The organism is Rhizobium esperanzae (assembly GCF_014197615.1).
In the GTDB taxonomy this organism is placed as follows: Bacteria; Pseudomonadota; Alphaproteobacteria; order Rhizobiales; family Rhizobiaceae; genus Rhizobium; species Rhizobium esperanzae_A.
In genome coordinates this window covers 419669-445419 of sequence record NZ_JACIFY010000001.1, presented here as the reverse complement: position 1 = coordinate 445419, position 25751 = coordinate 419669, and the positions used below count along the sequence as shown (strand labels likewise).

The following is a 25751-nucleotide window of genomic DNA, read 5'->3' as shown; positions in this document are numbered from 1 at the left end:
CGGCCGGAGTGCGGCCGGCCGATATGGGTGGTCGCCCTGCGTCGCAGCCTTTGGCTGCCAATTCATACAAAAGTCTCAAGCGGGCTTGCGAATCACATAAGTTTGTGCTTATGTATTGTCATGATGGAGCATGATATTTTCCGGGCTTTGGCCGATCCGACCCGCCGTACGATTTTCGAGAAGCTGGCGAACGGCAGCATGAATGCCAGCGCGCTTCGGCAGGGTATGGATATCAGCCAGCCGGCGATGTCCCAACACCTCGCAGTGTTGCGGGAGGCACGACTGGTGCGCGAACAGCGGGAGGGACGTTTCGTGAATTACCAAGTCGATCCGGACGGGCTCGCCCTCATCGCAGAATGGCTGGCGAAATATCGTGCCTACTGGCCCACCCGCATCGACGCTCTCAAGCTCTTGCTGAAGGATATGGACCAATGACCGAGGTGAAGACCCCAGCGCAGACCAAACAACGGCAAACCGGCTTCGAACAGAGATACGAACTGGATGCGCCGCCGGAAAAGGTCTGGCGGGCCATCAGCATTGCGGAATTCCGGGAGAAGTGGCTGCCGAAGGAGGCGCTGTCCGATCCGCAAGCGCTCTCCGAGACACCGGGCAAAGAGGTTCGCTACAGATTGCGCGACGACAGTCCGCCCTTCCTCGAAAGCACCGTCACCTTCACGGTCGCGCCGAATGCATCGGGCGGTACCAGCCTGCGGATCATCCATGAATTGACCGGCGCGACATTCGAGCGCCTCACGAGTTCGGCCGCCAACAGCAACAGCCCGACCCTCATGCTCGCCGCCTGACGCGGCAAGCCATTCCGTCATAGTCCCAAACGATTGGAGTTCGCCGATGCGCGAAGCGATGCAACTCGTCCCTATGGTCGTCGAACAATCCTCCAGAGGGGAGCGATCTTTCGATATCTATTCCCGTCTGCTCAGAGAAAGGATCATCTTCCTCAACGGCGAGGTAAACGACACCGTCTCGGCGCTCGTCTGCGCGCAATTGCTGTTTCTTGAAGCCGAAAATCCCAGGAAGCCGATCCACCTTTATATCAATTCACCGGGGGGTGTCGTGACCAGCGGTCTCGCGATGTACGATACGATGCGCTACATCCGCGCGCCGGTGCATACGCTGTGCATGGGGACCGCCCGTTCGATGGGCTCGTTCCTGTTGATGTCAGGCCAGCCGGGTGAGCGCACAGCGCTTCCCAATGCCAGTATCCATATTCATCAGCCATTGGGCGGCTTCCAGGGGCAGGCATCGGACATGTTCATCCATGCGGAAGAAATGAGACGGACGAAGCACCGCATGACACGGCTCTACGCAGAGCATTGCGGGCGCACCTACGAGGATTTCGAGCGTGCGATGGACCGCGACCGTTTCATGACGGCGGAAGAGGCTGTGGAATGGGGCCTTATCGACCGCATCCTGCAGGTTCGGGAAGGCACGACCGAGCAATGACTTGCCGCCGGTTTTCACGGGCCGTGCAGATGCCCATCTGCGACCCAAAATCTACAAGCAGTCTTGGGATTTTCGCAATGTTGAAAGTGTGCGCCTGCCGGCCGGCTCGGTTCAAAGCCTGATCACGGTCCGCCGGTCTTCGGCGTAATCGTCACGTCGGCGCCATAGGCATCGCGCAGTTCGCCTTCCTGTCCGGGCTGCCGGTCGGCCGCCTGGTGGAGCAGGATCGACTCGTATCCTTGCAGGCGCGTTCCCTCGATCAGCGTGATATCGGCATTTCCAGGGTTGTCGGAGCGCTCGAACCATTCGACGGGATGGTGCAGAAAATTCATTTCGACCGCCCGGTTGGTGACGCCATGGCCGACGATGACGACGTTGTGGTCGCCGTTTTCGGCGTCGCGCATCACTGTCTGGAGGAACAGCCGCACCCGCTGGGCTACATCGGCGCGGCTTTCGCCATCGGGCGGCCGGGCGTAGAACTTGCCGCTGTTGTTGCGCAGCCTCGCCCATTTTTCGAATTCCTCGGGGAATTTCTGCTTCTGCTCGGCATGGTCGTAGATTTCGGTGAAGAGACCGAAATCCTGCTCGCGCAGCAGATAATCCTCCCTGATATCGCCGACGGAGCTTTCCGGCAGGGCCGAGAGCAGCGCATCCTTGCTCTGGCGCGTGCGCAGGAATGGCGAATACCAGATGTGGAGCGGGGAACCTTGGCTCGGCAATCCCTTCAAGTAGGAGGCAATGACGCTGCCTGCCTCGACCGCCTGGCGATAGCCCCATTGCGTCAGCGGCACGTTGTGATCGCCGAATTGGCGATAGGCCCGTTCGTTGATGTTGCCGAGGGATTCGCCGTGGCGAACGAGAAAGAGACGCATCAGCCATCCCGCATTGTCGGATATGGAATCGTCGCCATCATGAACGCGCCCGATCCACAGGGCAACATGCCGGCGAGAAGAGAGAGGGGCGAACGCTTGGTCTGCGCTGGCTCCAATCCCTGTGGGCCGTCGATGCTGTTCACGGTCTCGCCGATGGGATTAGTGAAAGAACGTCTTCGGGAAGATCAGCGGCCCTGGAAGATCTTGACGAGCTTTGGCGTAAACCGGTGAGCCTTGATGTCGAGGAGATCCTGATACGTGGCGCGACCGGAAATCGCGGCCGCCAGATATCGCTGGCAGGCGACCCTCGGAGCGTCCTTGTCCGAGACGTTTGTTACGATCCCGGCGGTACGGCGCTGATTTGCGTCGAAATCCCTTGCGCACACTTTGACGAACTCATTTCTCGCTCTGGCGCTGCCTTCCAGCAGCGTGACGGTCGCATCATAGTCCTGCTGCGTCGGTGCACAGCCTGCAAGCAGTGCAATAGAAATCATTATCGTCGCGGTGCGGGCGCGCATCATCAATTCCCCCAGGTTACGCCGTGATCGGCAACTGCTGTTAATTTGATTCTCGGTATGCGGGAAAGATCCCGAACCTCGCGGCGCGAAATTTAGGATTCCCAGGTGTTGGTATTGCGAGCGTCACGGCCGACGGGATCGGCCTTTACCATCCGGACGGAAAGAGCGGGTTTGCAGGGCTTTTCCCCAGCCTGTCATCTTCCTGAAACACGAGTCTGGTTTTGGAAGGCTAGATGAAAGATGGGGCATGAGCGGCAGCTCGTGATAGACATGATGGAACCCAGACATTTCCGCACGCTCTTCATTTCCGATGTCCATCTCGGCTCGAAGGCCGCGAAGGCGGATTTCCTCTTGGATTTCCTGCGCTACCATGAGGCCGATACGATCGTCCTCGTCGGCGACATCGTCGATGGCTGGCGCCTGAAGCGCAGCTGGTACTGGCCGCAGGTCTGCAACGACGTCGTCCAGAAGCTGCTGCGCAAGGCGCGCAAGGGCACGCGCGTCGTCTATATCCCCGGCAATCACGACGAATTCCTGCGCGACTTCCCGGGCATGCATTTCGGCGGCATCGAGGTCGTCGAACGCATGATGCATGATGGCGCCGACGGCAAGAAATACCTGATCCTGCACGGCGACGAGTTCGACGTCGTCGTCCGCAACGCCCGGCTGCTCGCCTATCTCGGCGACTGGGCCTACGATACGGCGATCCGTATCAACCTCCTGCTGGCGGCCGTGCGCCGCCGCCTCGGCATGCCCTACTGGTCGTTCTCGGCCTGGGCGAAGCTCCAGGTCAAGCATGCCGTCAACTTCATCGGGGAGTTCGAGCGCGTCGTGACGGAGGAAGCCCGTAAAAGCGGCGCCGACGGCGTGATCTGCGGACACATCCATCATGCCATCATCCAGGATATGGACGGCATCCGCTACATCAATACCGGCGATTGGGTGGAAAGCTGCACGGCGGTCGCCGAGCATGAGGACGGCACCTTCGAACTGATCACCTGGCGGGCGCTTGCCAGCGCTGTGCCGGCCCTTGCCGCCGTCGAGCGAGAAGACGCGGAGTTCGCACCCCAAGCTGCCTGATTTTAGCGTCGGCGCCTCGGCGCCTGCGCTCTCAGGAATTTAGCCGTTACCTTCCGGTGACAGGCCCAATTTATTTCCTAAAACGTTTCAGTAGGGCTATTTCTCGCAATAGTCGCCTCCAGGGTGCCATGTTAGGACAACGTCAGTTTCCTTCAGGTCCCCCTATGATTCCCGCTCAACATTCTCCGACAGGTGAGGGAGCGCCGCCGCGCTTCCGGCTGCTCAGCGCGCTTTCCTATTGCGCGCCGCTGCTCGTCAACGGCATCGTTCTGCCGTTCTTTCCCGTCTGGCTCGCAACCCACAGCTTCAGCGACCACGAGATCGGCATTATCCTTGCCATACCGATGGTGGTCCGCGTGCTGGTGGCGCCTGTCGTCGCCATGATCGCCGACCGTTTGAAGGAACGCGCCGACGTGCTGCTCTGGTCGGGCGGCCTGTCGCTGCTGACGGCGATCGCGCTCTTCTGGACGACGAGCTTCTGGCCGGTGGCGATCGTCTATGCACTGCAGGGCGCCACCTTCGCGCCCTATGTGCCGGTCGTCGAATCGATCGTCATCTCCGGCGTGCGCCGCTGGGGGCTCGATTACGGGTCGATGCGCGTCTGGGGCTCGATCGCCTTCATCGTTTCGACGCTGGCCGGCGGCCAGCTGGTCAGCCGTTGGGGCGGCGAGATGGTGCTTAATGTCATGGTGTTCGGCTTTGTCATGACCGTGGTCATGGCGATCTTCTGTCCGCGCATCGGACCGACTCGGCGACGCGGCCTGCCACTCGACATTCCGGCCGCCACCGGCAGCGGGTTGCGTGAACCGCACCTGCTGCTGCTTCTGATCGGCGTTGCCATCCAGCAGTCGAGCCATGCGGTGCTCAATGCGTTTTCGTCGATCTACTGGCACCATCTCGGTCTATCGGGCACCGAGGTCGGCCTGCTCTGGAGCGCCGGCGTCGCTTCGGAGGTAACGGTGTTCTTTCTGTCGAAGCGTCTCAGCCGGCGCTTCAACGCCTGGACGCTGATCCGCTTCGGCTGCGCCGTCAGCGTCTGCCGCTGGATCCTCTTTCCGATGAATACCGGCTTTGCCGGTTTCTTTCTGCTGCAATGTTTCCACGGCTTCACCTATGCTTTCGTGCATACCGGGGTGCAGCGGCGGATCGTGGCGACGGTGCAGGAGACGCAGGAATCCTCGGCGCAGGGCGCCTATTTCTTCTATGTCGGCATGGCGATGGCGCTGATGACCCTGGCGTCGGGTTATCTCTATGCCTGGCTCGGCGTCGTCAGCTATTACGTCATGGCGCTGGTCGCGTTTACCGGCCTGGGCCTTGTCATTTCAGCCTATTACCTTCAGCCCCAGAGCGCGCTTTCCGGCGGAAAGACCAGGGAAGCAGCGTAGCGCAGGCCGGGTTCGCGGTCGCGGGCAAGCAGCAGCGGGCCGTCGAGATCGACGAAATCGGCGTTCTGGGCGAGCAGCACGGCGGGCGCCATGGCAAGCGAGGTGCCGACCATGCAGCCGATCATGATGGAAAAGCCGAGCCGTTCGCCCTCGGCCTTCATCACCAGCGCCTCCGTCAAGCCGCCGGTCTTGTCGAGCTTGATGTTGATGGCGTCGTAACGGTCGGCAAGGCTTGCGAGATCGCCGGTATGGTGGACGCTTTCGTCGGCGCAGACGAGCAGCGGCCGGTGGATTTCTGCGAGCAGCGCATCGCGGCCGGCCGGCAACGGCTGCTCGACAAGAGCCACGCCCGCTTGTGCGGCGATATGAAGATGGCGTTCCAGCACCGCTTCCGGCCAGCCTTCATTGGCATCGAGGATGATGGCGGCATCGGGTGCGGCGGCGCGGACGGCGCGGATACGGCTTTCATCGTCGCCGGTTCCGACCTTGACCTTGAGCAGCGCGCGGCCGGCATGTTCGCGCGCCTGGGCGGCCATTACCTCCGGTTCGCCGAGCGAGATGGTGTAAGCGGTGGTGAGCGGCTTCAGTTCGGCAAGGCCGAGACGAGCCGCGACGCTTTCACCCGTGCGTTTCGCTTCCAGGTCCCAGAGGGCGCAGTCGACGGCGTTGCGGGCAGCGCCCGGCGGCATCGCCGAGAGCAGGTCGCGCCGCGAGATGCCGGCCTCGATCAGCGGGCGGGCGGCTTCGATCTGGGCGAAAACGCTCTCCATGGTCTCGCCGTAACGGCGGTAGGGCACGCATTCGCCATGCCCTCGCGCACCGTCTTCGGTCAGCGTGCAACTGATCACCTCGGCCTCGGTCTTTGCGCCGCGCGAGATGGTGAAGGTCCCGGCAATCGGAAAGGAATTCATCTGGATATCAAGGGTGCGCGGCATTATTGCTGTCCTGCGAGCATGGAAATTGCAGCCTGCTTCTGTATATTGACGCGCCGGTCGTCGAACGGTCGTTCGCGATTCGGCAATGTCGCTGCAAGCCTTGAAAGACATAAGTATCTTGAACGCCGAAAATCGCAACGCTGCCTCGCTTGACGTGGACGACCATGCCGATGGCTCGGGGCAGCATGTGCGTCTCCGCGGCAATTGGCGCAGCGCCTACATTCATCTCGTGCTGCGCGATTTCGAAAAGCTCCTTCATCAGAAGGCCGGCGACCTGACGGTCGACCTCTCTGATATTTCGGATATCGATACCGCCGGAATCTGGCTGCTGTGCCGGCTGAAGAAGGAAGAGGAGGCGGCCGGCCGGACGGTTCGCTTCGAAGGCACCAATCCGCATATCGACGAAATGCTGGCGATGTTTTCCGAGGAGCAGGCCAAACCCGAGCCGGAGCAGCAGGAGAAAGTCTCGCTTGTCGCGCGCATTTTTGCGCCTGTGGGCAAGATGACCTACGACCTCTGGGACAATTTCGCCGCCTCCATGTATATCCTCGGCTCGGCGGTGCGCGGGGCGCAGATGAAGTTCGGTCGCGGCAGCGGCGTTTCGCCGGCCTCGATCGTCAACCAGATCGACCATATGGGCGTTCGCGCCGTTCCGATCATCCTTCTGATGTCGTTTCTGATCGGGGCGATCATTGCCCAGCAGGGCGCCTTCCAGCTGCGCTATTTCGGTGCGGAGGTCTTCGTCGTCGATCTCGTCGGCATTCTGCAATTGCGCGAAATCGGTGTGCTGCTGACGTCGATCATGATCGCCGGCCGTTCAGGCAGCGCGATCACGGCCGAAATCGGCTCGATGAAAATGCGCGAGGAGATCGATGCGCTGAAAGTGATGGGGCTCAACCCCATCGGCGTGCTGATCTTCCCGCGGCTGGTGGCGCTGACCATCGCGCTGCCGCTTCTGACGGTGCTCGCAAATTTCGCCTCGCTCGCCGGCGCGGCCGCCGTCGCCTGGGGTTATTCCGGCATCACCTTCGCCAACTTCCTGTCGCGCCTGCACGAGGCGGTGACGCTGTCGACGGTGCTCTCGGGCATGATCAAGGCGCCGTTCATGGCACTGGTCATCGGCATCGTCGCCGCCGTCGAAGGACTGAAGGTCGGCGGTAGCGCCGAATCGCTCGGCCAGCATGTGACGGCCTCGGTGGTGAAGGCGATTTTCGTCGTCATCCTGATGGACGGGCTTTTTGCGATGTTTTATGCAGCGATCGATTTCTAGCATGGCGGACCGCGTGGACGATCAATCGAACGAAATCGAGAAAGACGGCGAGGGCAGGGACATCGTGCTTTCGGCGCGCGACGTCACCGTCGCCTTCGGCTCGAAGGTCGTGCTCGACAATCTCAATCTGAACATCTACCGCGGCGAAATCCTCGGTTTCGTCGGCGCGTCGGGCACCGGCAAATCGGTGCTGATGCGCACGGTGCTGAGGCTCCTGCCGCGCCGCTCGGGCACGATCAAGATTCTCGGCCAGGATTTCGACGAACTCGATGAGCCGCAGCGCAACGCCCTCGACATGCGGCTGGGCGTGCTGTTCCAGCAGGGGGCGCTGTTTTCATCGCTGACGGTCAAGGAAAACATCCAGGTGCCGATGCGCGAATATCTCGACCTGCCGCGCTCGCTGATGGACGAGCTGGCGCATCTGAAGATCCGCATGGTGGGTCTGGCCGCCGATGCCGCCGACAAATACCCGTCCGAGCTGTCCGGCGGCATGATCAAGCGCGCCGCTCTTGCCCGGGCGCTGGCGCTCGATCCCGAACTCGTCTTCCTGGACGAACCGACGTCGGGTCTCGACCCGATCGGTGCGGCCGAATTCGACGAGCTGATCGCCAACCTGCGCGATAGTCTCGGACTGACCGTGTATATGGTGACGCATGACCTCGACAGCCTGTTTTCGGTCTGCGACCGTATTGCCGTGCTCGGAAAGAAACGGGTAATGGTGGAAGGCACGATCGACGACATGCTGGCCTATGACGATCCCTGGGTGCAGGCCTATTTCAAGGGTAAGCGGGCGCGCTCGATCGTGCCGCAGGATGATGGCGCGCGGCACGGCGTGAGCGGGAAGTGACCGGATAAATGGAAACCAAAGCCAATTACACGATTGTCGGTTTTTTCACGGTGCTGGTGATCGCGGCGGCCTTCGGCTTCGTCTACTGGATGGCCGAATATGGCCGCGGCGGCCCGATGACCGAACTGATCGTGCGTATTCCGGGTTCCGCCAACGGCCTCAGCGTCGGTTCGCCGGTGCGCTTCAACGGCATCCAGATCGGCTCGGTGCAGACGTTGTCGATCGATGCCGACGATCCGCAATATTCGCTGGCCTTCACACAGGTGCGCACCGATGCGCCGATCTACCCCTCCACCAAGGCCGCTCTTGAAATCCAGGGTCTGACCGGGGCTGCCTATATCGAACTGTCGGGTGGCCGCAAGGGCGAGGAAAGTATCCTTCAGCATGCGATCGACAACGGCAAACGCGCCGTCATCGTCGCCGACCAATCGAGCGTCACCAACCTTCTGGCGACCGCCGACAAAATCCTCGATCGCGCCAACGACGCGGTCGGCGAACTCCAGGGCTTCATCCAGGATTCGCGCGCTCCGCTGACCCAGACGTTCAAGAATGCCGAGACCTTCTCGGATGCGCTGGCCAAGAATTCCGACAATATCGACGCCTTCCTGCAAAGCGTCGGTGAGCTCTCCAATACGGTGAAGGCGGTCTCCGGCCGTGTCGATTCGACGCTTCAGGCCGTCGAATCGCTGGTCAAGGCCGTTGACGCTCAGAAGATCGACAATATCGTTTCCAACGCCGAGAAGATCACCGCCAATGTCGCCGATGCCTCGGGCGACCTGAAGGGGGCGATCCAGAAGTTCGACCAGACGGCCACCACCTTCAATGATTTCGGCAAGCAGGCGCAGGCGACGCTCGATCGCGTCGACACGCTGGTTGCTCAGATCGACCCCGCCAAAGTGAAGGGTTCCGTCGACGACATCGCGCAGGCAACCAAGGATGCGCGCACCGCCGTCGCCTCGATCCGCGATGTCGCCGATACGGTTTCGGCCCGCAAGAAAGATATCGACCAGACGATCCAGGACGTTTCGCAGCTGACCAACAAGCTGAATTCGGCCTCGACCCGCATCGACGGCATTCTCATCAAGGTCGATGCGCTGCTCGGAACCGACAACACGCAATCGCTGTTTACCGAGGCGCGCGATACGCTGGAATCCTTCAAGAAAGTCGCCGACAATCTGAATGCGCGCATCGGGCCGATTGCCGATAATCTGCAGAAATTCTCGAGCGGCGGCTTGCGCGACGTGCAGACACTGGTCAACGACATGCGCGGCACCGTGAACAATCTGAACGATACGATCACCAACTTCGACCGCAATCCGCAACGCCTGATCTTCGGCGGGGACACGGTCAAGCAATATGACGGCCGGACGCGGCGTTAACTGGGAAGGCAGGGTAGCGCATATGGTCGCATCGCATTTGTTGTCGCGCCGTTCGTGGATCAAGGGAACGGTGGTCGCGCTGCCGCTGACTGCGTTGATCCTGTCAGGCTGCGGCACGTCAGCCAAGAACGATACCTATGATCTCTCCGCGGCGGTCGACGGCGAGGGGCCTGCCGCCAAATCCCGCCAGATCCTGATCGCCGGGCCGACGGCACTCCGGGCGCTGGACAGCGAGCAGATCGTCATTCGCGTTTCGTCTTCGGAAATCCAGTATCTCTCGCGGGCGCAGTGGGGCGACAAGCTGCCCCGCATGGTGCAGTCGAAGCTGGTGGAAGCCTTCGAAAACTCCGGTAAGCTTGGCGGCGTCGGCATGCCGGGGCAGGGGCTGGCGATCGATTATCAGGTCGTCACCGATATCCGCTCCTTCGAGATCGATGCTTCGAGCGGCAACCAGGCGGTGGTCGAAATCTCCGCCAAGATCCTCAACGACCGCAACGGCTCGGTGCGCGCGCAGAAGGTGTTTCGCGCCACGGCGCCGGCGGGCGGCGATAATGACGGATTCGTCAAGAGCCTCGACCGCGCCTTCTCCACTGTCGCCTCCGAGATCGTCAGCTGGACGCTGCGCTCAATCTGAGATGGCGCTTGGCAGTCGCTGCGTCGACATCAAGGGTTGCTGATTTCGAAAAATATTTGGCCCCATGACGTTGGGGCTGTCATCGTATTCAATTTCTTCACGAATTTATGGAACGCATCATGTTGTCACTGTCAGGAGGCATGCTGCATGGTGGTCGCACGCGTATTCGGAAAATCGTCATCGGAAGCGATTCAACGCGATAATGCTCGCCTGGCGGCGCTGCAGCAGCTCGACATTCTCGACACGCCGAGGGACGAAGGCTTCGAGCGGATCGTCCGCCTGATAAAGCAGATATTTTCCATCGACATCGGCATCGTATCGCTGATCGATGGGCATCGGCAATGGTACAAGGCCTGCTCCGGCCTGTCGGCAGACGAGGTGTCGCTCGAAGACACGTTCTGCCGCTGCGTGGTGGACTGCGACGAGCCTGTCATCGTGCAGGATGCCACCAAGGATGCGCGCTTTTCAAAACATTCCGCGGTGACGGGCGAGGATCATATCCGTTTCTATGCCGGCGTGCCGCTTAGAACGAAAGCCGGGCACATGATCGGAACGGTATGTGCGATCGACCGCCGGCCAAGGTCGTTCGGCAGCCGAGACCTCGCCATTCTCGAGGAGTTGGCGGGAGCGGCGATGGACCGCATCGAGCTGATGCAGTCGGCCGCCACCGACAGCCTGACCGAGGCGATGACGCGGCGCGCCTTCAAGCAGGAAGCAGATCAACTGATTTCGCTCGCTCTGCGGCACCAGCATGACCTGTCCTGCATCGTCTTCGATATCGACCATTTCAAACGGGTGAACGATACGCATGGACACGCTGCGGGAGACGATGTTCTGAAGGCAGTGGCGGCGATCTGCAAGACGACCCTTCGCGTCGGCGATCTGTTCGGCCGGATCGGAGGCGAGGAATTCGCCGTCGTCCTGCCGCATGTCGACCGGGAAGGGGCTGCCGCCGTCGCCGAAAAACTCAGGGCCGCCATCGCCTCGCAGCCGATCCGTGGCGAACATGGCGTCCTGCATGTCACGGCGAGCTTGGGAAGCTCGACGCTGTCGATCGTCAGCAAGGAGATCGAGACCCTGCTGGCTCAGGCGGATGCTGCGATGTATCAGGCCAAACATGGCGGCCGGAATCGCTGCGTATCATGGAGTTCGATTCATGCCGATCATGCCATCGGCGGTCGGCGGCGGGTTCTGAAAGCGGGTTCGATCCTGTTCAACGAGCGACGCTCGACAATCGACTGCACCGTCAAGTCCATCGGCTCGGAGAGTGCGGGCATCTCAGTCTCCAATACGACAGGCATTCCTTCGGAATTCATCCTGGCCATCAAAGGCGAAGGGTTCGAAACGAATTGCAGGGTGATTGCGCAAGACCGGCAGCATCTGGAAGTGGCTTTCAGATAGCCGTGACGCAGTCTACTTCGTCGGCTGCGCGTCCGTCATCGTGGCTCCGGGTTGTTTGCCCGGTGTGGTGGATGCCGTGGCGGTCGATGACGACGGCAGCGTGCTGTCCAGCAGGCCTGCCATCTTGTCGTCGCGCAGGCTGGCGGTTTTTTCGCCCATGACGACGCCGACGACGCGGCGGCCATCCTTCAGTGCCGAGGTCACGACATTGTAGCCGGATGCATCGGTATAGCCGGTCTTGATGCCGTCGACGCCGTTATAGCGGTACATGAGATTGTTGTGGCCGCGCAGCTTCATGCCGCGGAACTGAAAGCCGCGCATGGAGAAGAGCTTGAACTCCTCGGGAAAGTCCCGCATCAGCGAAACGCCGAGGGTTGCCATATCGCGCGCCGAGGTGACCTGTTCCGGGTCGGGGAGGCCCGAGGGATTCTTGAAGACCGTATTCCTCATGCCGAGCTGGCGCGCCTTGTCGGTCATCGTCTTGGCGAAAGCCTGTTCTGAGCCGCCGAGCTGTTCGGCGATCGCGACGGCAGAGTCGTTGGCGGACAGGACGACGATGCTTTCGACTGCTTCACGCAACGTCACCTGGCGACCGGCGCCGATGGCGAGCTTGAACGGCTCCTTGCTCTCGGCATTTTCCGACATGGTGAGCTTCTGGTCCCATTTGAGGCGTCCCTCGTGCAGAGCCTCGAAGGCGAGGTAGAGCGTCATCATCTTGGTCAGCGACGCCGGATAGTTCAGCTCGTCCTGATTGGATGCTTCGAGAACCTGACCGGATTGCGCATCGATGACGAAACTTGCCTGGCCGGCATGAGCGGCCGTGAATGCGCCCATCAGCATGGCGCAGGAGAGCGCGGTGGCAAGGAGCCGGGAGGTCATATTGGTCATCGGGCTACGGTCTCTGTTGTTGGACGGCCGAGGGGAGCCGTTGGCTAAACGCAAGCCGATCGGGAAAGTTTGTGACGAAAAGAAGGACGGAGGGAAATAAAAACGCTCTGTCCACAGCTGATTGCTTTTGCCTCGCGGTCTTCGGTTTTGACAATGGCGCGCATCGCACATAAAAATCCATCATGAGCATAAAGAGCGCGCCTTTCTCCCATCGTCACCGCACCTGCCTGCAGGTCGCGATTGCGCGCGCTTTTGGCGGACGAGGTCTTCGCGTCCTGCTGTGACGTCGGGCGCTGCGGGCGTCCGGGCGCATTGCCGGACGTAAAGCCCCTCACCACGTCAATCAAGGCTGCCAAGGAGACCGGCACCGTGCTCAATCTTTATCATGTCAATTCGCTCGTCCATTGGGAGGAGCGCGAGATTCATCTGCGCGATCACATGATCGGCTTCTTCGCGCAAGAGGTCCGCAGTTTTCTCAGATCCGTCAATCCTGCCTGGGATGTCAGGAGAGTCGAGGCGCCGGCGCTGATGCCGCGGGCGCTGGTTTCGAGCGCCTATTCGAATGCCGATATCTGGGTCCAGGAACAGCTTTCCGCCGGCGATACCGCGCTGGTGCTCAGACCGGAGACCACGCCGTCCACCTATGCCTATATGCAGCACATTCTCGGAAATCACTCGAGGACGCGGCTGCCGCTCTGCGTCTGGCAGGCGGGCCGGTCCTATCGCCGCGAGCAGGAGCAGCCGATGAAACATATGCGGCTGAAGGAATTCTGGCAGCTCGAATTCCAATGCGCCTTCACGGCCGGCAGCGGCAACGATTATCACGCTGCCTGCCTGGAACCTGTCCGCCGCATGATCGCCTCGCTGATCCATCTGCCGACGCGCATCGTGCCCTCCGATCGGCTGCCGGCCTATTCCGAGGTGACGACGGATATCGAGGTCGACAATGGCGACAAATGGATGGAGGTTTGCTCGATCTCGCGGCGTACGGACTTTCCGCAGCGCTACCGGTCGCAGCCCAAGAAAGGCCCCGACATCGAACACGACGTCCTGGTGCTGGAAATTGCCATCGGCCTCGATCGTTGCGTTTACAATTGGAGCATAGCAGCCGATCGGTGAAAGACGGACGATCGGGACCGCCTGGCGGTCCCGGCGGCCCTAAATCTATGAAAAAGCAATACCGGCGGCAGAGCGGATTTCTACCGTCGCCTTGCCCGCATCGAAACCGTCGAGCGTTTCATTATGGTGGGCGACGATCTCTGAGAAGGTGAGGGTCGCCGTGTCGCCGGTGGTGTGACCATCGGCAATCAGTGTCACTTGGTATCCGAGGGAAACGGCGCGCCTGACCGTCGTGTCGACGCAGAATTGTGACATGCAGCCGCCGATGACGAGGTGGGTGACCGACCGCTCGTTCAAGCGTTCGGTCAGATCGGTCTCGAAGAAGGAGTCGGCACTTTTCTTGCGGATGACGACCTCGCCTTGTTTCGGCGCGATCTCCTCGCGCAGCGCCCATCCTTCGGTGCCGACGGCCAATCGATGGCCGCTGTCGCCGTCATGTTGTACCAGCAGGACCGGCGCGCCCGACTGTCGTGCCCTTTCCTGGAGCGATGCGAGCCGAGCGATGGTCTCATCGAGCGCGGTATCGACCTGCGGCCGGCGCTCCGGCGTGGCCTTTCCGGAGAGAATTGCATTCTGTACATCGATGATGAGCAGGGCCTTGGTCATTTCGAATATCTCACGATTGGGCGTTATCTGTCGCGTCCTTGACGAACGAAAGCCGCCCGACATGCGCGCGGCGGCTTCCTGTTCCATTCGCTCAGATGCGATCGATGGTTACAAACAGGCTCAGCTGAGCCTGCCTGCTGCATGGGCGAGCATGGTGTAGACCTTGCCCGTATCCGAGGTGAGGTAGGACTGCGAGACGGTCTGGTTCGGATCGGTGCGGGCGACGTCGGCGAGCAGCTTTTCGAAATCACCGATATAGCGGTCGACGGCGGTGCGGAACTCTGGTTCGCGGTCGTATTTGCGCTTGATCTCATCGAAGGTCTGCTGGCCCTTCAGCGTGTAGAGGCGACGGGTGAAGACGTCGCGCTCGCCGCGCTGGTAACGGCGCCAGAGATCGACCGAGGCGTCGTGATCGATGGCACGGGCGATATCGACAGAGAGCGAGTTCAGCGATTCGACCACGTGGCGCGGATTGCGGCTGTCATTGCTGCGCGCGGCCGGTGCGGCGGCTTCCGCCGGCCGGGCCGGGGCACGGGCAGGCGCCTCGTCTGCGGTCTCCTCACGCGATGCGCCGCGCAGGAGATCGCTGATCCAGCCGCCGCTTTCCGGGCGAGCCGGCTCCTGGCGAGTGGGCGCAGGCTGCGGGGCGGCGCGCTGAGGAGCGGCAACCGGTACTGCCGGCGCGATCGTTCCGCGCAGGCCCGTCGCTTCGATCGATGGGGGCGCTGACGGCTGCTGCGGCTGAACTGCGGCCTGCTGGGTTACAACAGGTTGCGCCGGACGCGGGGCAGGCTGTGCCTGGGCGAGGGTGCGGGCGACGGGTTCGGAGATCTCAAGCTGCTGGCTGGAGCGGCCGACGAGCTGCGAGATATCCTGCAGCGCCTTGATCTGCTCGGCAACGGCCCGGCGCATGGCCGAGGCGCTTTCCTTGGCTTCTTCCGGAAGATCGAAGGCGCCGCGCTTCAATTCGGCGCGGGTGGCGTCGAGTTCGTTGCGGATGTCGGCGGCGGAACGGCGGATATCATCGGTGGCGCCGGAGAAGCGGCCGACGGCATCGTCGATCGCCTCGCGCAGCGCTTCGCGCATGTGCTGGGCAGCGCCGTCGGAGGCACGGCTGGCTTCGCCGACCATGCGCTCGACTTCCGACAGCGAGGCCGTCAGACCGCCGCGAATGCGGTTGGAGAGATCGCCGGAGCGGCGCTCGACATTGGCGAAGGTGCCGTCGATCGTCGTGTTGGCCTCATCGCCGGCGCGGGTGATCGCCTCACGCATCGTCTCGGCTGCTTCCTGGGCGCGCTTCTCGGTTTCGGTGAGAATGCGGCCGATGTCGGCGAAGGACGACTGCACGCCCTGGCGCAGATTGCCGGTGACCTGGCTGGAGCGCTGTTCGGCCCGCTCGAATACGGTCTCGATCATGCCGCCGAGGCCGCGCATCGTCTTTTCGATCTCGTCAGAGCGCTGAACCAGGCTGACGGAGAGCGCCTGCAGCGCGCCTTCGCGTTCCTCGAGCGTCGAGGCAAGGTTGGACTGGGCGGCGCCGAGAAGCTGCGACGCCTGGGTCAGAACCTTGGAGTGTTCGTCGAAGCGGCCGATGATGCCGCCGACCTGCGACAGCGTCTGGCCCGAAATATCGGAAAGGCGGTCGACCTTGCCTTCGAGAAGCCGGGTCGAGGCATTGACCATTTCGGCGGCCTTATTGGCGGAGTCGGCAAAGCGTGTGGTCGTGTCGCCCAGGCGGCCGTCGACACTGGCCAGCTGCTCGGCGGCGCGGTTCATCATCATCGCCATTGCAGCACTGCTTTCCGACATGCGCTGAACGAGACCGTTGACGTTGCCGACCAGGCTGTTTTCGATCGCGCTGACGGCGTTGGCGACATTCTCGGTGCGGGCGGCAACGGCGCTGGCGAGCGCTTCGTTTTCGGCGCGCAGACGGTCGGCGCTGAGATTGGCCGCGGCGGTAATGCGGGCGGCGGCCTGCTCGCCGGCATCGGTGTAGCGATCGATGATCGGGCGAGCCGTTTCATCGAGGATGCGCGTCAGTTCGACCGAGCGGCCAGCGAGCATCGAATTGAGATCGCGGGTGCGGTCTTCAAGCGTCGAGCGGATCGAATTGCCGCGCGCTTCGAGTGCCCGGTCGATGTCGGTGAAGGTCGTGTCGATCTCGCGAGCCCGCTCCTCGAGATTGGAGCGAATGGCACTGCTGCGGGCTTCGAGCGCCCGGTCGACATCGGCCATGGTGGCGGAAATTTCGCTGCCGGCGCCAGACAGCGTCGAGCGGATGGCATCGCCGCGTGCTTCCAGCGACTGGCCGGCATCCGACAATACCTTGGAGATGGCGTTGACCTGGGTTCCGACGATGGTCTCGGCTTCGGCGACCTTGTTGACGATGGCGTTGCCGGCTTCGGAGAAGGTCTGGGCGACGGCAGCGGCCTGGCTCGCCAGCCGGTTCTGGGCTTCTGCGACGCGGGTGACGATCTGCGACGAACGCTCATCCATGGTGCGGGTGAACTCGTCGCTTTTCGTATTGAGATCCTCGGCGAATTGCTGGCCGGTCTTGCCGAGCAGTTCGGTGGTTCTCGTGGCTTCGCCTTCCATTCCCTGGGCTGCTTCGGCAACGGCACTGCGCAGCGTCGAGGCGAGACCGGCGGCCTTGCCTTCGATGGTGCGGTTGACGGCTTCGAGGCCGAGGGTCAACGCCCGGTCCATGGTGGAGAGGCGTTCCTCGATGCGTTCATTGCCGCGGTCGAGGGTCTCGCCGAGGATCGCAGTGCGGCCTTCGATGGCGCCCGTCATGCTCGTGGCGCGGCTGTCCAGCGTCTCGGCCAGATTGGCGGTGCGGCTGTCGATCGCCTGGGTGAGGTTTGCGGCGCTGCCTTCGAGCGTCGCGGAGATGCGCTGCGTGGCGTCGTTGCTGAGCGTACCGAGGCGGGAAATGCCGTCGGCAAGCACGCCGGAGAGTTGGCCGCCGACCGTTTCGACCCTGTCGGCAACGCCGCCGACGCCGTCACGGATGCGGGTCTCGATCGCCGCGAGGCCGGCTTCCACCCGCGATCCAGTTTCTTCAAAACGGCCGGTCAGGCTTTCGACCGACTGGCCGAGATGGGCGGACAAGCTCTGGGCGGAGTTCGAAATCGCGCTTGCCGCCTCCTGGAAACGACCGGCGATCTGGCCGGCGCCGGCCTGCATGCGATTTTCCAATGTCTGGGCGCCGGAATCGATTGCCTGGCGGATGGCGGCTTCACGCTCCTCCAGCGACATTTCGAGCATGCTGACGCTTGTTGCAACCGAAGTACCGATGCTGGTCGCCTGCTCGGTCAGCGTATCGCTGATCAGCGCGTGGGCCTGGCTCAGCGAGAGGTCGATGGCGTTGGCGCGGTCCTCGAGCGTCGTGCGAATGCGGTCATGGGCAGAGTCGAGGCCGCGCTCGATGCGGGCGGCAGTCTCGTCGGCGAGGCCCCCGAGCCGCGCATGGGCATCGGTCAGGCGGCCTTCGATACGGCCGGTCAAGCCGCCGACGATGTCTTCGAAGCGCGAGCCGCCGGCATCCAGAGCGCCGGAGAGGGCAGCGCTGTGCTGGGAGAGCGCATTTTCCAGGCGCTGCTGATTATCGGTATAGGCGGCGCGGATCGCCTCGGTCTTGTCGGCGAAGGCGCCGGCGACGCGCGTCTCGGCGTTGGCAACGGCCTCCATCATGGAGTTGCTGCGGGCTTCAAGCGCACTGTCGAAGCGGCTCTGGTTATCGTCGAGCGAAATGGCGAGCGCCATGGTCTTTTCGTCGAGCGCATCGGTGAGCCGGTCGTGACTTGCCGTTACAGCGCCGATGAGAGCAGCCGTGCGGTGCGTCAAGGCCTCCTCGATGCGGGCCTGGCCTTCGCTCAGCGAGGCGGCAAGGGCGGCGGCCTTCTGGTCGAGCACGCCGTTCACGCCCTCATGCGTGCCGGAGACCGCATTGGTGATCGCATCGGTGCCCGTCGTCAGCGTCTCCTCGAGACGGCTCCGGCTCTCGTTCAGCGAAATGGCAAGCGCCATTGCCCGGTCGTCGAGTGTCTCGGACAGGCGGTCGTGGGTGGCTGCCACCGCATCGAGGAAGGATTGCGAACGGCTCTCCAGCGTGTCCTGCAGGCGGCTCTGACCCTCGTTCAGGGAGGCGGCGAGCGCCGCTGACTTTTCATCGAGCGCCTGCGAAAGGCGGTCGTGGGTGCCGGACACGGATTTGAGGAAGGCTTCGGAGCGCGCTTCCAGCGTGTCTTCGATCCGCGACTGGCTCTCATTGAGCGAGATGGCGAGCGTCATCGCCTTCTCGTCCAGCGTTTCGGACAAACGCTCATGGGTGCCGGAGACGGCGCTCAACACGGCGGCTGCGCCGGTCTCCATCGTATTCTCGATCCGCGTCTGGGTTTCGTTCAGCGAAATGGCGAGCGCCATCGCTTTTTCGTCCAGTGTCTCGGCCAGGCGTTCATGGGTGCCGGAGACAGCGTCCAGCAGGGCGGCGGAACGGGTTTGGAGCGTATCTTCGATGCGGGCCTGGCTCTCGTTCAAGGACTTGGCAATCGCCGTCGCCTTTTCGTCGAGGGTCTCGGCAAGACGGTCGCGTGTGCCGGACACGGTGTTCAGCAGCGCCTCGGCACGCGTTCCAAGCGCATCCTCGATGCGGGCATGGCGCTCGTCGAGCGAGTTCGTCAGGGCCGCCGCCTTGCTGTCCAATGTTTCCGACAGCCGGTCATGAGTGCCGGAGACGGCGTTCAGCAGGGCCGCGGAGCGGGTCTCGAGCGTATCCTCGATGCGGGCCTGGTTTTCGTTGAGCGAAATGGCGAGCGACATCGCCTTTTCGTCGAGCGTCTCGGAGAGGCGGTCATGGGTGCCGGAGACAGCCTTCAGCAGCGCTTCGGAGCGGCTCTCGAGCGTATCCTCGATGCGCGCCTGGCTCTCGTTCAGGGAGATGGCAAGCGACATCGCCTTTTCGTCGAGAGTCTCGGCAAGACGGTCATGGGTGCCGGAGACGGCATTGATGATGGCGTCCGAACGGGAGGTCAGCGCTTCCTCGAAGCGGCCGTGATGGGTGGTGAGCGCTTCGATCAGTGCGCCGCCGCGCTCTGCCATGACGCTGTCGATGCGGCCGTGAGCCGTGCCGAGCGCATCGGTGATTTCAGCCGCACGCGCTGCAAGCGCGCCGGTCAGTTCTTCGGCGCGACCGCCGAAGGCAGCGGTCACCTGCTCGGTGCCGGCGGCAACGGCGGTGGTCAGATCGGTGGTGGTGCTGCGCAGCGTGTCGCGGAGTTCGGCCGAGCGCGTCTGCAGATTGTTCTGCAGTTCGGACGTGCCGGATGCGAGCGTCAGCGCGATGTCGGAGGTCGCGCTCTGCAGCGCCGAGGTCAGTTCGCCGGTGCGGTCACTGAGCGCAGTGGTAATTTCGTCGGCCCGGGCGCCGAGCGTGCTTTCCAGCATTTCATGGCCGGTGGCGAGTGCGGTGGCAAGCGCCAGCGACTGGTCGGTCATCGAGGCGCCGAGCCGGTCGATGCTGGAACTCAGGATGCCGTCGATCGATTCCGAGCCACCGGTCAGCGTCTCGTTGATGCGGGCGAGGCTCTCCATCAGCTTGGTGTCGAGCGAGCCGGTGCGTTTGTCGAAGGCGCTGGTGAATTCGGCGACGCGTTCGTCGAAGGCGGTCGACAGCTGGGCGACGGTCGTCTGCAGCCGTTCTTCGAAGAAGCCGGAGCGCACGTCGAGATCCATGACGGCGTCGTCGGCGGTGCTCTGCAGGCTCTGGCGGAAGCTCGCCCCCTTTTCGTCGAGCGCACTGTTCAGCTTCGCCAGCACATCGTCGAGCGTGCCGCCGATGGTGCGTTCGCCGGATTTCAGGCTCTCATTGATCTCGCGGGTGCGGGCGATCAGGATCTCGCTGAGCTGGTGCGTGCGCTCGTTCAGCGCGGCATTCAGCTTCTCGGTGCTGCTATCCATGGTCGAGGCGCGCGTCTCGAATTGGCTGAGCAGTTTTTCGCCATGGTCGTTGAGGTTGACCGAGAGCGCTTCGAGGCGGTTGTCGAATTCGGTGGCGAGCGCGAAACCCGATGCGTTCAGTGTCTGCAACAGGCTATCGGTCTTGGCGGCGAGCAGGCTGCCTATCGACTGCAGGGCGGTGTCGGATTTTTCCAGGATCGCCGCCGCGCGCGTATCGATCAGCGAGGCAAAGGCTTCGCCCGACGTGGACAGCCGCACGGCGATCTCTTCGGTCGCCAGCGACAGCTCTTCCTTCAACTGATCGTGGACGCTGCCGATCGAGGTGCGGATGCGGTCGGCATGATTGACGATCGCCTCGCGCTCGGAACCGAGTTCGTGGACGAGACCGCGGACGCGCAATTCATTGTCGGCATAGGAGCGTTCAAGTGCATTGACTTCGGAATGGACGAGCGTTTCCAGCTCGGAGGCACGCGCGATAGTGCGCTCGATGCCTTCATTCATGGCCGAGACCTCACGGCGCACGGCCTGGCCGACGGTCATGATGCGTTCGGAAGCGATGGTTTCCGGCTCGGCGAGGCGCAAAGCCACCTCCGCCATGGAGCGGGCGGCATTGCGCATGTCCTGGGCGCGCGCGATCATGATGGCGAAAGCATAGAACATCATCACCGGAATGATGATGCCGACGAGACCGGCGATGACGCCGGGCAGGGCGACGAGATCGGCGAGCGAACGGATCTGCCAGATCTCCGGCGCATAAAGCAGCGACATCAGGCCGAGGCCGGCCATGACCCAGAGCACGGAGAACAGCGTGGCGGTGCGCACCGCCGAGCGGCTGGAGGCGCCGTCGAAGGATTTCAGGATCGAGGCGGGCGTGTTGCGGCTGGCATCGTTGGCGGGCGCGAAGGCCGGCCCCCGGGACGCCTGCTCGCCGGCACTAGCGCGGCGGCTGCGGCGTTGCGCTTCTTCCTGGGCCTGCTGGTTACGCGCATTTACTGGATCAGACACATGAGCCTCCGGGGCCTCTGGCGCATCGCCGCGGCGAGACGGCACGTTATCTTTGCCGAAGTCGATCTGGAGCGCTTCGTCCAATGCCTTGAACGCCTTGTCTTCAATCGACTCGTTATATTTGTTGTTCGCCATTCGGTATGCCTCGTTACTGGTGGCCGGTCCGGCTGCGCATCCCGGGCTTCCGCCTCACCCGGGAAACAACTTTGCCGTTCCAGCCTTCCATCCCAACGACGGACGGATAAGCATGTCATTTCAGAGTAGATAGCCGCTTTTTCAAACGGAAGGTATCAAAACACTACCATTATCCACTCGCTCGGCAAAGGCGCGTACCATAAACCCGCTCCACCAGTATCGTAGTGACACATCTGGGCTCCTCACACAATTAATGAAGGCTTGAGATTTGCGGCCCGTTAACCTGTTGTTAACATCTTTAAATCCGCGGCACCGCTTAAAAACCAATAATTTAGGGATATTTAACGGATGTTAACCATATGGCGAGATTTCCGCTGCGAATGTGCCGGAATTTAACGTGATGGCCACCCTCCCGACGCAGAACTGTTGCATCAGCGCACGACACGAGACGGGAGAATTGGCAATGGCAGCTCAGATGGCGGCATTGAACATCGTATTCGAGGCGCCGGATAATGCAAAGGGACCCTGTCCCTCGAAGGTTCGGCCGATCGATCTGGTCCATCTCGCCAAGCAGACGCTGGGCGACAAGGCGCTGGAAATCGAAGTCCTTCAGATGTTTGCGCGCCAGGCGCGCGCATGTCTGCAGGACATTGCAAGCGGCGAAACCATCCGCGTCGGCGCGGCCGCGCATCGCCTGAAGGGCGCCGCAAGCTCGGTCGGCGCGTTCCGCGTGTCGCAGACGGCGGAAGCCGTCGAGGAAACCGGCGGTGATGCCGGGGCGACGGCAGCATTGGGTGCTGCCGTCATCGACGCCGAGAATTTCATCCTGAAGCTCTGCCGCGGCTGATCTCCAAGTCTTCGGTCGGTGCATGTCGCAGATGTCGTTCGAACGAGGCCCGTTGTTTCATTGCGGAACCACGGGTCTTTTTGCGACCTGCTCCATGACGCTTTGAAGACGGCGGGCAAAGGCCCGATCTGCGACGCTATATCGAACTTCGGCAATGTTGACTGATGCGTCGAATTGTCGGAAGAAAATCCGCCCATCATTTGAAGACCGGAAATAGTCCTGATGCCCAAACTTACCATCGTTGCTTTCGACGGCACACGTTTCGACCTCGACGTCGACCAAGGCTCCACCGTCATGGAGAATGCCGTGCGCAATTCGGTGCCCGGTATTGAGGCCGAATGCGGCGGCGCCTGCGCCTGCGCCACCTGTCATGTCTATGTCGACGAGGCATGGACCGAACAGGTCGGTCAGCCGGAAGCGATGGAAGAGGATATGCTCGACTTCGCCTTCGACGTGCGCCCGACCTCGCGGCTGTCCTGTCAGATCCGCATGAAGGCTGCCTATGACGGGCTCGTGGTGCACGTGCCGGAACGTCAGGCCTAAGCGCACTGGGCTTCGGCCTGATTTAAGCGCGCTGCACTTTGCCGGCCGAGAATCTTCAGATGTGGATCCCACAAAAAAGACGCCTCGCGCGCTAGAGCGAGCGAGGCGAGGCGGGCGCATTACCAACGGATGAGGGAGGAACATCCGCGGCTTCGGAACGCGCCAGGAGAACCCAGCGATGAAAGTGCAGATTCCGTACTTGGTGCGGTGCCTGGACTTTCGAATGTGTTCATATTAACGCGTTCCGGTTGAGTCTGCCAGGATGAAAAATGACCATTCAATCGCTGGGGATGGCGCAGGTTTCGCACAAGTTTCGTTGTGCAGCTAAGGTTTTCCGCTCGCATCCCGGCTGAAAAAGCCTTATTTTTCGCCGGCTCGGCCATTGATTCGATTGTTCAGCAATCTCAGCATGCGCTTCTGGAAATTGACCGCCTCGACGCGGTCGAATCGCGCCTGCTGCCGATCGTGCTCTTCTATACCGCGAGCTGATTCGTCGGAGACAAGTTCCTGCATGGCCTCGCAACTGCGCTGCTGCGGCAGCGCGCGAATGGCGCGTTCCATGGCGCGGGCCTGATCGCGGGCGATTTCGGCATGGCGCTCCTCGTGGCGCTTGATATCGCTCGACAGGGCATCCCATATCATCGACAGCTCCTTGCTGGCGCCCTGGCGGCTGCTCCAGCGCGGCAGGATGATCTGGGTGTGGACCGTGACCTTGACGTTGCCGACGCGGCAACGCCCGTTATCCTGAATATAGGTCGCTTCACCGCCAAAGCGGATCTTCGTGGCACCTGGATGGCGCGCTGAGGAGCCGCTCGACGTCGGGCCGCGCCGGCTGAGTTCGCGGTCGAGCTCATCCGCGGTTTTGCCGCGGATGCTGAAATAGGAATAGCTTTTCGATGCGATCACTTCTGCTGCCACCGGGCTGCAGACGGAAAGAGCAATGGAAAAGGCAATAGGAAGGACCATATAACGCACTGCAAGCGGCATTCTGAACGCAACCCGTGTTGAAATCGACAGGAGCTTGGGGCATAGCCACCGCAAGCGCAATATCGGATGGCGCTTTTTTCGCGATCGATGGGATAAGTCTGGTGAGAGGGCTCGAAGGCAGTTTATGGCGTGTCGGCCATGGCCGGCAGATCGAACTCGGCCGCCGTTCGGTGATCATGGCGATCATCAACGTGACGCCGGACTCCTTTTCCGACGGCGGGCGTTTTGAAACCGTCGATGCGGCGGTCGAACACGCGCTGCGGGCGGTGAGCGAGGGGGCCGGGATTATCGATATCGGCGGCGAATCGACCCGGCCGAACGCCGCAGCCGTCAGTCCTTCGGAGGAGCAGGCCCGCGTGTTGCCGGTTATCGAGGCGCTGCGCGGGCGCACCCAGGCGCTGATCTCGATCGACACCTATCGCGCCGAGACGGCGCGGCTTGCGGTCAGTGCCGGCGCCCATATCGTCAACGATGTGTTCGGGCTGCAGAAGGAGCCCGATATCGCCGACATCGCGGCAGCGACCGGGGCCGGGCTCTGCATCATGCATACCGGCCGCGACAGGGCGAAGCTTCCCGATGTCATTGCCGACCAGGTGCATTTTCTCAAACGGTCGCTGGCGATCGCCGCGGCTGCCGGCGTCAACACCGACCGTATCGTGCTCGATCCGGGCTTCGGCTTCGCCAAGGAGACGGCGGAGGAGAATTTGGAACTGATGGCGCGGTTTTCCGAACTTTCCCGCTTCGGCCTGCCGCTGCTCGCCGGCACGTCACGCAAGCGCTTCCTCGGTGCGGTGACGGGGCGTGAGGCGCAGGACAGGGATTCGGTAACGGCGGTCACCAGCGCTTTGCTCAGGCTTCAAGGGGCTGCGGTTTTCCGAGTGCACAATGTCGCAATCAACAGGGACGCACTCGACATCGCCGATGCTATGCTGAATGCGCGCAAGGAATTCGAGAGGAAGCGGCCGACATGACCACCTACACGATCACGTTGCAGAACTGCGCTTTCTTTGCGCGCCACGGCGTGCATGACGAGGAGGAATTCCTCGGTCAGCGCTTCTTCGTCGATGCCGAACTCGACGTCGTTGCCGGCGAGGCGCTGGAAAGCGATTCGATCGACGATACCGTCAATTACGGCATCGCTTTCACCGTGATCGAGCAGATCGTCACGGGCAAGCGGCGCTACCTGATCGAGGCCCTGGCGCTCGATATCGCCAAGGGACTCTGTCAGACCTTCCCGCAGGTCCGGCGGGCGAAGATCACGGTGCGCAAGCCGAACGCGCCTGTGCCCGGCGTGCTCGATTTCGTGCAGGTGAGCGTTGAGCACTTTGCCTGAAGCCACATTGCAATCGGCCACACTCGGGCTCGGCGGCAATATCGGCGATCCCGTGAAGGCGATGGCCGCCGCACTGCAACGATTGGACGGACGGGACGACTGCCGTGTCGTCGCCGTATCCAGGCTCTATCGCACGCCGCCCTGGGGCAAGACGGACCAGTCCTTCTTTTTCAATGCCTGCGCCGCCGTCGAGACCAGGCTGGAGCCCGAGGCTTTGCTCGATGTCTGCCTGTCGATAGAGCGGGAGATGAAACGCGAGCGTATCGAACGCTGGGGACCGCGCACACTCGATATCGACGTGCTGACCTATGGCGACGTCACCCAGGAGGCGCCGCGGCTGGAACTGCCGCATCCACGCATGACCGATCGCGGTTTCGTGCTGATGCCGCTTGCCGATATCGCGCCGGACCTGCTCGTCAGGGGCAGGGCGGTCAGCGACTGGCTTGATGATGCCGAGATCGGCGGCATCGAGGTGGCCGATAGCGGCCGCGACTGGTGGCGGAGCGTCTGACGCAAAGGGCCTGAAACGGAAAAACGGCGGGAAACCC

At 62.3% G+C, this 25751-nt stretch carries 24 protein-coding genes; 16 read left to right on the top strand and 8 right to left on the bottom strand.

The window, feature by feature from the left end; translation table 11 throughout:
* The first annotated feature begins 120 nt into the window (after nt 1–120).
* The 3 genes from GGD57_RS02265 to GGD57_RS02255 are packed head-to-tail and all read left to right on the top strand — an operon-like array spanning nt 121 to nt 1461.
* Entirely contained in the window at nt 121–435 is a 315-nt protein-coding gene (locus tag GGD57_RS02265; RefSeq protein WP_010066762.1) for an ArsR/SmtB family transcription factor, read from the top strand.
* Nucleotides 432–803, top strand: coding sequence for an SRPBCC family protein (locus GGD57_RS02260; RefSeq protein ID WP_184466400.1), 372 nt, complete (start codon nt 432–434; stop codon nt 801–803). The genes GGD57_RS02265 and GGD57_RS02260 overlap by 4 nt, the downstream gene beginning before the upstream one ends.
* Before the next feature lie 46 nt (nt 804–849).
* Nucleotides 850–1461, top strand: a complete 612-nt coding sequence (locus GGD57_RS02255; RefSeq protein ID WP_184466398.1) for an ATP-dependent Clp protease proteolytic subunit — start codon at nt 850–852, stop codon at nt 1459–1461.
* A 122-nt stretch (nt 1462–1583) separates the two neighbouring features.
* Here the strand turns inward: GGD57_RS02255 and GGD57_RS02250 are convergent, their stop codons facing one another.
* Both GGD57_RS02250 and GGD57_RS02245 read right to left on the bottom strand, forming a co-directional pair.
* Nucleotides 1584–2333: a histidine phosphatase family protein gene (locus tag GGD57_RS02250; RefSeq protein ID WP_184466396.1), complete on the bottom strand. Its 750-nt coding sequence runs from the start codon at nt 2331–2333 to the stop codon at nt 1584–1586.
* 185 nt (nt 2334–2518) lie between these two features.
* The gene (locus GGD57_RS02245; RefSeq protein WP_184466514.1) at nt 2519–2851 is read right to left on the bottom strand and encodes a hypothetical protein; all 333 of its coding nucleotides are present in this window, start codon (nt 2849–2851) and stop codon (nt 2519–2521) included.
* 240 nt (nt 2852–3091) lie between these two features.
* Between GGD57_RS02245 and GGD57_RS02240 the strand changes: the two genes are divergently transcribed.
* The gene (locus GGD57_RS02240) at nt 3092–3931 is read left to right on the top strand and encodes a UDP-2,3-diacylglucosamine diphosphatase (protein WP_184466394.1); all 840 of its coding nucleotides are present in this window, start codon (nt 3092–3094) and stop codon (nt 3929–3931) included.
* A 164-nt stretch (nt 3932–4095) separates the two neighbouring features.
* Entirely contained in the window at nt 4096–5316 is a 1221-nt protein-coding gene (locus tag GGD57_RS02235; RefSeq protein WP_184466392.1) for an MFS transporter, read from the top strand.
* Here GGD57_RS02235 and dgcA read toward each other — a convergent pair.
* Nucleotides 5268–6251 (bottom strand): N-acetyl-D-Glu racemase DgcA, encoded by a 984-nt coding sequence (gene dgcA / locus GGD57_RS02230; RefSeq protein ID WP_184466390.1) that lies wholly within the window; start codon nt 6249–6251, stop codon nt 5268–5270. The two genes, GGD57_RS02235 and dgcA, sit on opposite strands and share 49 nt — an antisense overlap.
* Before the next feature lie 85 nt (nt 6252–6336).
* On the opposite strand from dgcA, the gene GGD57_RS02225 reads away from it, so the two are divergent.
* From GGD57_RS02225 to GGD57_RS02205, 5 genes are all read left to right on the top strand, one after another.
* The gene (locus GGD57_RS02225) at nt 6337–7521 is read left to right on the top strand and encodes an ABC transporter permease (protein WP_246713523.1); all 1185 of its coding nucleotides are present in this window, start codon (nt 6337–6339) and stop codon (nt 7519–7521) included.
* A gap of 1 nt (nt 7522) precedes the next feature.
* Nucleotides 7523–8368: an ABC transporter ATP-binding protein gene (locus tag GGD57_RS02220; RefSeq protein WP_184466389.1), complete on the top strand. Its 846-nt coding sequence runs from the start codon at nt 7523–7525 to the stop codon at nt 8366–8368.
* An 8-nt stretch (nt 8369–8376) separates the two neighbouring features.
* The gene (locus GGD57_RS02215; protein WP_184466387.1) at nt 8377–9747 is read left to right on the top strand and encodes an MCE family protein; all 1371 of its coding nucleotides are present in this window, start codon (nt 8377–8379) and stop codon (nt 9745–9747) included.
* Nucleotides 9748–9769: 22 nt separating this feature from the next.
* On the top strand, nt 9770–10381 hold the full coding sequence (locus tag GGD57_RS02210) for an ABC-type transport auxiliary lipoprotein family protein (protein WP_184466385.1): 612 nt from the start codon (nt 9770–9772) through the stop codon (nt 10379–10381).
* Nucleotides 10382–10528: 147 nt separating this feature from the next.
* Entirely contained in the window at nt 10529–11782 is a 1254-nt protein-coding gene (locus tag GGD57_RS02205) for a sensor domain-containing diguanylate cyclase (RefSeq protein WP_184466383.1), read from the top strand.
* Between the two features lie 12 nt (nt 11783–11794).
* On the opposite strand, the gene GGD57_RS02200 is transcribed toward GGD57_RS02205, so the two are convergent.
* Both GGD57_RS02200 and GGD57_RS02195 read right to left on the bottom strand, forming a co-directional pair.
* Nucleotides 11795–12670: a D-alanyl-D-alanine carboxypeptidase family protein gene (locus GGD57_RS02200; protein WP_184466381.1), complete on the bottom strand. Its 876-nt coding sequence runs from the start codon at nt 12668–12670 to the stop codon at nt 11795–11797.
* Nucleotides 12671–12714: 44 nt separating this feature from the next.
* On the bottom strand, nt 12715–13047 hold the full coding sequence (locus GGD57_RS02195) for a hypothetical protein (protein WP_184466379.1): 333 nt from the start codon (nt 13045–13047) through the stop codon (nt 12715–12717).
* On the opposite strand from GGD57_RS02195, the gene GGD57_RS02190 reads away from it, so the two are divergent.
* On the top strand, nt 13040–13789 hold the full coding sequence (locus GGD57_RS02190; RefSeq protein ID WP_184466377.1) for an aminoacyl--tRNA ligase-related protein: 750 nt from the start codon (nt 13040–13042) through the stop codon (nt 13787–13789). The two genes, GGD57_RS02195 and GGD57_RS02190, sit on opposite strands and share 8 nt — an antisense overlap.
* Nucleotides 13790–13834: 45 nt before the next feature.
* On the opposite strand, the gene GGD57_RS02185 is transcribed toward GGD57_RS02190, so the two are convergent.
* Both GGD57_RS02185 and GGD57_RS02180 read right to left on the bottom strand, forming a co-directional pair.
* The gene (locus GGD57_RS02185) at nt 13835–14395 is read right to left on the bottom strand and encodes a cysteine hydrolase family protein (RefSeq protein ID WP_184466376.1); all 561 of its coding nucleotides are present in this window, start codon (nt 14393–14395) and stop codon (nt 13835–13837) included.
* 120 nt (nt 14396–14515) lie between these two features.
* Nucleotides 14516–21493 carry a hypothetical protein gene (locus GGD57_RS02180; RefSeq protein WP_184466374.1) on the bottom strand — a complete coding sequence of 2326 codons (6978 nt, stop codon included), beginning with the start codon at nt 21491–21493 and terminating at the stop codon, nt 14516–14518.
* Between the two features lie 463 nt (nt 21494–21956).
* Here GGD57_RS02180 and GGD57_RS02175 point away from each other — a divergent pair, with 463 nt between their 5' ends.
* Nucleotides 21957–22340 carry an Hpt domain-containing protein gene (locus GGD57_RS02175; RefSeq protein WP_184466372.1) on the top strand — a complete coding sequence of 128 codons (384 nt, stop codon included), beginning with the start codon at nt 21957–21959 and terminating at the stop codon, nt 22338–22340.
* A gap of 222 nt (nt 22341–22562) precedes the next feature.
* Entirely contained in the window at nt 22563–22883 is a 321-nt protein-coding gene (locus tag GGD57_RS02170) for a 2Fe-2S iron-sulfur cluster-binding protein (RefSeq protein ID WP_085737415.1), read from the top strand.
* Nucleotides 22884–23243: 360 nt separating this feature from the next.
* Here the strand turns inward: GGD57_RS02170 and GGD57_RS02165 are convergent, their stop codons facing one another.
* Nucleotides 23244–23870, bottom strand: a complete 627-nt coding sequence (locus tag GGD57_RS02165) for a DUF922 domain-containing Zn-dependent protease (protein WP_184466369.1) — start codon at nt 23868–23870, stop codon at nt 23244–23246.
* A gap of 101 nt (nt 23871–23971) precedes the next feature.
* Here GGD57_RS02165 and folP point away from each other — a divergent pair, with 101 nt between their 5' ends.
* Genes folP through folK form a run of 3 tightly spaced genes read left to right on the top strand, consistent with a single transcriptional unit; the run spans nt 23972 to nt 25714 of the window.
* Complete coding sequence (gene folP, locus GGD57_RS02160; RefSeq protein WP_184466367.1) at nt 23972–24841, top strand: dihydropteroate synthase; 870 nt, start codon at nt 23972–23974, stop codon at nt 24839–24841.
* Complete coding sequence (gene folB, locus GGD57_RS02155) at nt 24838–25203, top strand: dihydroneopterin aldolase (RefSeq protein WP_003569012.1); 366 nt, start codon at nt 24838–24840, stop codon at nt 25201–25203. The genes folP and folB overlap by 4 nt, the downstream gene beginning before the upstream one ends.
* Nucleotides 25196–25714: a 2-amino-4-hydroxy-6-hydroxymethyldihydropteridine diphosphokinase gene (folK, locus tag GGD57_RS02150; protein WP_184466511.1), complete on the top strand. Its 519-nt coding sequence runs from the start codon at nt 25196–25198 to the stop codon at nt 25712–25714. The genes folB and folK overlap by 8 nt, the downstream gene beginning before the upstream one ends.
* The last annotated feature ends 37 nt before the right edge of the window (nt 25715–25751 follow it).

What these genes read in the sequence shown, in the direction of transcription:
- GGD57_RS02220 (WP_184466389.1), top strand. Translation starts at nt 7,523, where the DNA reads ATGGCGGACCGCGTGGACGATCAATCGAACGAAATCGAGAAAGACGGC.
- dgcA (WP_184466390.1), bottom strand. Translation starts at nt 6,251, where the DNA reads ATGCCGCGCACCCTTGATATCCAGATGAATTCCTTTCCGATTGCCGGG.
- GGD57_RS02170 (WP_085737415.1), top strand. Translation starts at nt 22,563, where the DNA reads ATGCCCAAACTTACCATCGTTGCTTTCGACGGCACACGTTTCGACCTC.
- GGD57_RS02185 (WP_184466376.1), bottom strand. Translation starts at nt 14,395, where the DNA reads ATGACCAAGGCCCTGCTCATCATCGATGTACAGAATGCAATTCTCTCC.
- GGD57_RS02200 (WP_184466381.1), bottom strand. Translation starts at nt 12,670, where the DNA reads ATGACCAATATGACCTCCCGGCTCCTTGCCACCGCGCTCTCCTGCGCC.
- GGD57_RS02250 (WP_184466396.1), bottom strand. Translation starts at nt 2,333, where the DNA reads ATGCGTCTCTTTCTCGTTCGCCACGGCGAATCCCTCGGCAACATCAAC.
- GGD57_RS02255 (WP_184466398.1), top strand. Translation starts at nt 850, where the DNA reads ATGCGCGAAGCGATGCAACTCGTCCCTATGGTCGTCGAACAATCCTCC.
- GGD57_RS02235 (WP_184466392.1), top strand. Translation starts at nt 4,096, where the DNA reads ATGATTCCCGCTCAACATTCTCCGACAGGTGAGGGAGCGCCGCCGCGC.
- GGD57_RS02215 (WP_184466387.1), top strand. Translation starts at nt 8,377, where the DNA reads ATGGAAACCAAAGCCAATTACACGATTGTCGGTTTTTTCACGGTGCTG.
- GGD57_RS02225 (WP_246713523.1), top strand. Translation starts at nt 6,337, where the DNA reads ATGTCGCTGCAAGCCTTGAAAGACATAAGTATCTTGAACGCCGAAAAT.
- GGD57_RS02180 (WP_184466374.1), bottom strand. Translation starts at nt 21,493, where the DNA reads ATGGCGAACAACAAATATAACGAGTCGATTGAAGACAAGGCGTTCAAG.
- GGD57_RS02165 (WP_184466369.1), bottom strand. Translation starts at nt 23,870, where the DNA reads ATGCCGCTTGCAGTGCGTTATATGGTCCTTCCTATTGCCTTTTCCATT.
- GGD57_RS02210 (WP_184466385.1), top strand. Translation starts at nt 9,770, where the DNA reads ATGGTCGCATCGCATTTGTTGTCGCGCCGTTCGTGGATCAAGGGAACG.
- GGD57_RS02240 (WP_184466394.1), top strand. Translation starts at nt 3,092, where the DNA reads ATGGGGCATGAGCGGCAGCTCGTGATAGACATGATGGAACCCAGACAT.
- GGD57_RS02260 (WP_184466400.1), top strand. Translation starts at nt 432, where the DNA reads ATGACCGAGGTGAAGACCCCAGCGCAGACCAAACAACGGCAAACCGGC.
- GGD57_RS02245 (WP_184466514.1), bottom strand. Translation starts at nt 2,851, where the DNA reads ATGCGCGCCCGCACCGCGACGATAATGATTTCTATTGCACTGCTTGCA.
- GGD57_RS02175 (WP_184466372.1), top strand. Translation starts at nt 21,957, where the DNA reads ATGGCAGCTCAGATGGCGGCATTGAACATCGTATTCGAGGCGCCGGAT.
- GGD57_RS02205 (WP_184466383.1), top strand. Translation starts at nt 10,529, where the DNA reads ATGGTGGTCGCACGCGTATTCGGAAAATCGTCATCGGAAGCGATTCAA.
- folB (WP_003569012.1), top strand. Translation starts at nt 24,838, where the DNA reads ATGACCACCTACACGATCACGTTGCAGAACTGCGCTTTCTTTGCGCGC.
- GGD57_RS02265 (WP_010066762.1), top strand. Translation starts at nt 121, where the DNA reads ATGATGGAGCATGATATTTTCCGGGCTTTGGCCGATCCGACCCGCCGT.